We start from the raw sequence: 4,377 nt of genomic DNA, 5'->3' as shown, positions 1-4,377 counted from the left end.
CAAGTTCATCAATACTAAAAGGCTTTACGATATAGTCATCACCTCCGGCACGAAAACCTTTGATTTTGTCCCCATCCTCTATTTTCGCTGTGAGAAATAAAATGGGACAGGATACAAAATCCCGTATACTGCGGCAGACCGCCAGTCCGTCCATATCCGGCATATTCACATCCAGCAAGATCAAATCCGGTCCTTTCTCCGCCTTTTGCAGTGCCTCCATCCCACTGAATGCAGTTATTACCTGGTAGCCGTTAAATTCAAAATAATCTCCCAGCATATTTACGATATCTATTTCATCATCCACAATTAATATTGTATGTTCCAAGTTTACATTACCTCCCAGAAGTTCATAAAGTTTGAATTTACAAACACGCTTTTGTATAGTGTAATGCATATTTATCAAAATTTCATCAACTATTTATATCTTGGATCCCTTAACGGGTGATGCCGGAATACAATTATAGAGATGCACAGATGCCGAAATCTCCCCTGAATCTATTATAGACTGCAATTATTATGCCAAAAACAGCCGGTACACTCACACTGCCATGTACCAGCCGCTTTTATTTTTTATTATAAACCGATTCCATCTTTATTATATGAAAAATTAGTATTTAAAAATTTAGTATTTAATAATATTAGCATATAATAATATTCTATATTTTAACTTATATCTTTTAAATAGAAAGCGTATAAATTCTATCGCTCCCGCCATCCGTTGTGACAGTACCATCTTTGCTTACCGTGACAACTGTGAAATTTTCTTTATTTTCATAATCTTTGCCGTATCCATCATCATCATAAAGTTCATAAACTGCCTGGTCTTCTACATACCCCAGCAGCTCCAGATTATGGAAATCCACTTCTGCAACGCTCTGTCCTCCATTAGACATTGGAATTACGTGGTTTGGACGGATAAAGATCACGGTCTCATCCAGATCCACATCGATATAGTGATGACCCTTTTCCAGAAGTTCTGTTTTCCGCTGGGTCAGGCTCTTCATCTTCACCATTTTCATTTTCTCGGGCAGATATACATATCTTCCTTTTGCATTCTGTTCGTAAACAGGAGCTGTCATGATTCCATCCCCGATCAATAACTGGTCTTCTACTCTAGCTGCAAAATCATCTTCCGGATAGTCAAATGCCAGCGGTCTGAAATACATCTCATCCTTTAATGCTGCTTTCATATATTCACTGTAAATGTAAGGCAGCAGTCCATAGCGGATGCCGATTATATTTTTAAATGCCTTTGTATTTTCAAAGCGGTATACTTCCTGACGTCTTGTTCCCATAGCGGAATGATTCCGAAATAATGGTGTGAAGATCCCGAACTCCAGCCATCTCATCATTAAGTCTTCCGTAGTATCTGCTCCGAATCCGCCTATGTCTGCACCGGTATAGAGGATTCCCACCATATTAAGAGAAGGCATCATACGGATATTCAATAACAGATGGGACCACCAGGAAAGATTATCCCCGGTCCATATGCCCCCGTAGCGGTGCATGCCCACATAAGAGGATCTGGAGAACATGAGGATACGTTTCTCTGGCTCTATTTCTTCAAATGCTTCTGCTGCTGCACGGGTCATGTTATAGCCGAACAGGTTGTGAACCTTGTCATGGCGGACTGTCTCCCCATGGAACTTGTGGTAAAAACGTTTGTAATCATCCGGATTATTGGATATCCCGCCGATCAGATTATTGAATTTATTATACAGTTCCAGATCTATATTCTTCCCTTTGAGGTCTTCTAACTGCTCAAATACATCATCCAGATGCTTTTCTGAATAAAAGATAGCAGGTTCGTTCATATCATTCCAGAATCCTTCGATTCCCTGATCTAACAGTACTTTGTATTTCTGTCCAAACCACTTTCTGGCATCTGGATTCAACATGTCCGGGAAATGTACCTTGCCAGGCCATACAGCAGCTACAAAATCCGTTCCGTCCTCTTCTTTACAGAAATAGCCTTTCTCCACGCCCTCTTCATAGACGTCATAGCCTTCTTCTATTTTTACACCCGCATCAATAATCGGGACAAGATGGATATGCTGTGCTTTTAACTCCTCCACAAACTCCGGGAACTTGGGAAAAGTCTCTTCATTAATGGTGAAATCCTTGTAGCGTTCCATATAATCAATGTCCATGTAGATACTGTCCAGCGGAATTCCTGCATCCCGGTGTTTTTTTACCACTTCTCTGATTTCGTTCTCATCCATATAGCTCCAGCGGCTCTGTCCATAGCCAAATGCCCATTTGGGAGCAATGTAGCTTCTGCCGATCATATGGCGGAATTGTTTTACAATATCCTTTAGACTATCTCCTTCAATGATATACAGATCCAGCCCGTCCTCTTCAGGAACTATACTGACCTGACTGCTGTTTGTGTAACCAAGGTCGAAGGTAAGCTTTCCCGGATAATCAATAAACAACCCGAATCGTTCTTTTCCTTCAATGATGATAAAGTTATGTGCCGCATAGAGGGAATTTTTTTCTTCCCGGTGATTGGGATCATCGCTGCAGTTGCTGATATAGCGCCAGCCTCTTTTATTAATCCCTCTGACATTTTCACCAAGTCCGTAGATTCTGGTATTATCATCCATTTGGTAGGTAAACACAATCTCGTCAGTGCCAGCTCCCAGATAGGGTACCCCGCCTGCTTCCTTTTCTATTTTATGTACTACCGCATCTGTTTCCATCGGATTTCCGAAGGTATATTTACGAATCATATGTTTCTCCTTTCAATACTCCTGCCCAGAGCGTGTTTTAAAATTGCTTTCTGACAGCTGTGCGTCACACTTTGCGGGCGATTTGTCCCGAATTATTTCTTTACTTTTCTGCTGAAATCTTTTATGTTATTATAGTATAGAGGCCCTGTTAAAACAAACATAATTCCACCATATTCTAACACAATCCTGCTATTCAAGGGTTTTTACAAAACAGAAAGGAGTACATATGGACAATTACCTGTATCTCCATGAATGCACCAGCCACGGTACTTATTTTATGCCGTTTGCTTTCTATCACTGCAGCATTCCGGAGACTTTCACCATACTGGCAACCCATTGGCATGAAGAAATGGAAATCGCAATGATCCGGGAGGGTACCTGCACTTATAATATAGACCTGAATACCTATGAAGTACATAAGGGAGATCTGATTTTGATTCCTCCCCAGATACTGCACGGCGTGTCCCAGGCAGAGCAGCAAAGCCCTATGGTTTCTGACAGTATTGTATTTAGTTTTCACATGCTGGGATTCCAGTATCCGGATTACTGCACCACAAAATATCTCCAGCCCCTTGCTCTTCAGAAATGGAGCCGCCCCTTCATCATAAGTCCCGGTGACAACCATTATCAGGCACTGGCTGACACTTTTGGTGATATACAAAACTGCTATCTGCAAAAAGAGCAGGCTTACGAACTGAATCTCAAATCGGGGCTGTTCCACTTTTTTTATCTGCTCTTCCGGGATTCTGCCGCTTCCTGTGATTTCACCCCGGATAATACGGAAATAACAGAGAAAATAAAAATAGTACTCCTCTATATGCAGGAGCACTATCAAAATCATATATCGGTATCCGAACTTGCATGCTTATGCCATTTCAGTGAATACCATTTTATGCGGTTTTTTAAGAAACACGTAAATATGACCTGTGTGGAGTATTTAAATTATTACCGTCTTACCAGAACCCTGGGCGAACTGGCTGGTTCCGAAATGCCGGTTACGGACATTGCATTTGGTAATGGATTTAATAATATTTCTTACTTTAACCGGCAGTTTCGCAAACACTTCGGGATGACTCCCAAGGAATACCGGGCTTTGCAAAAAAATAGTGCAAGTATTCTTTGATTGCTCAAAAGAATCCCTTACACTTCCGCTCCTTTACAGGAGTATCTATCTTTATTTCAATCCGTGCACCGCACTTTGAATTCCTACCACGAACGTTACCTCTACAGTTAACTCAATTCAGGCTGCCTCACGGCACACAGAAGGTTCTACTTAGTGCTGCTCCATTCCTGACCTGACACGATTCATAGATTCCTGTTGCGCGAGACCCAAACGTCAACGCCACTTATAAAGGGCAGCTTCGCAATAAAAAACCCTCGGATTGGTATCACCCCTACTGTAGCGGATTGTAGGTACAGGGCACCGCTAACTCCCCGGCTGCACGGAAATTTTATGACAATTTAAATGCGTGTTACATACGCAGTATTTACTATAACTTGTTTTTGCCAATTTGTCAATTAGAACTGCACGCTTTATTACGATATTTTTCTAATTAAATAGCGTTTTTCTTTTTTTCCTGCTTTTTCTTTTCGGGAGTTTGACAGTTGGACTAACTAAAAATCTATCGCAGGTCGCATAAAACCT

Annotated in this window: 4 protein-coding genes and 1 other RNA gene; 1 reads left to right on the top strand and 4 read right to left on the bottom strand. The window is 41.3% G+C overall.

Annotated elements, in window-relative coordinates; genetic code table 11:
- The 3 genes from ACH2DQ_RS24220 to ACH2DQ_RS24210 form a co-directional block, all read right to left on the bottom strand.
- Window positions 1-325: response regulator transcription factor (locus ACH2DQ_RS24220; RefSeq protein WP_395028575.1), on the bottom strand; the 325-nt coding region annotated here is incomplete at its 3' end.
- Between the two features lie 352 nt (window positions 326-677).
- Window positions 678-2,732, bottom strand: a complete 2,055-nt coding sequence (locus ACH2DQ_RS24215; RefSeq protein ID WP_394915207.1) for a TIM-barrel domain-containing protein — start codon at window positions 2,730-2,732, stop codon at window positions 678-680.
- Window positions 2,733-2,744: 12 nt separating this feature from the next.
- Window positions 2,745-2,825 (bottom strand): DUF6783 domain-containing protein, encoded by an 81-nt coding sequence (locus tag ACH2DQ_RS24210; protein ID WP_394915270.1) that lies wholly within the window; start codon window positions 2,823-2,825, stop codon window positions 2,745-2,747.
- A gap of 133 nt (window positions 2,826-2,958) precedes the next feature.
- Between ACH2DQ_RS24210 and ACH2DQ_RS24205 the strand changes: the two genes are divergently transcribed.
- Complete coding sequence (locus ACH2DQ_RS24205) at window positions 2,959-3,855, top strand: helix-turn-helix domain-containing protein (protein WP_394915206.1); 897 nt, start codon at window positions 2,959-2,961, stop codon at window positions 3,853-3,855.
- A 61-nt stretch (window positions 3,856-3,916) separates the two neighbouring features.
- Here ACH2DQ_RS24205 and ffs read toward each other — a convergent pair.
- Window positions 3,917-4,178: signal recognition particle sRNA large type (ffs, locus tag ACH2DQ_RS24200), an RNA gene on the bottom strand.
- Window positions 4,179-4,377 lie beyond the last annotated feature (199 nt).

The sequence above is a fragment of the Robinsoniella sp. genome, assembly GCF_034124845.1.
Note: the sequence above shows the minus strand (reverse complement) of the source record. Positions and strands in the feature narration are given on the sequence as shown.

Coding starts and splice junctions, on each gene's coding strand:
- ACH2DQ_RS24215 (WP_394915207.1), bottom strand. CDS start 2,732: ATGATTCGTAAATATACCTTCGGAAATCCGATGGAAACAGATGCGGTA.
- ACH2DQ_RS24205 (WP_394915206.1), top strand. CDS start 2,959: ATGGACAATTACCTGTATCTCCATGAATGCACCAGCCACGGTACTTAT.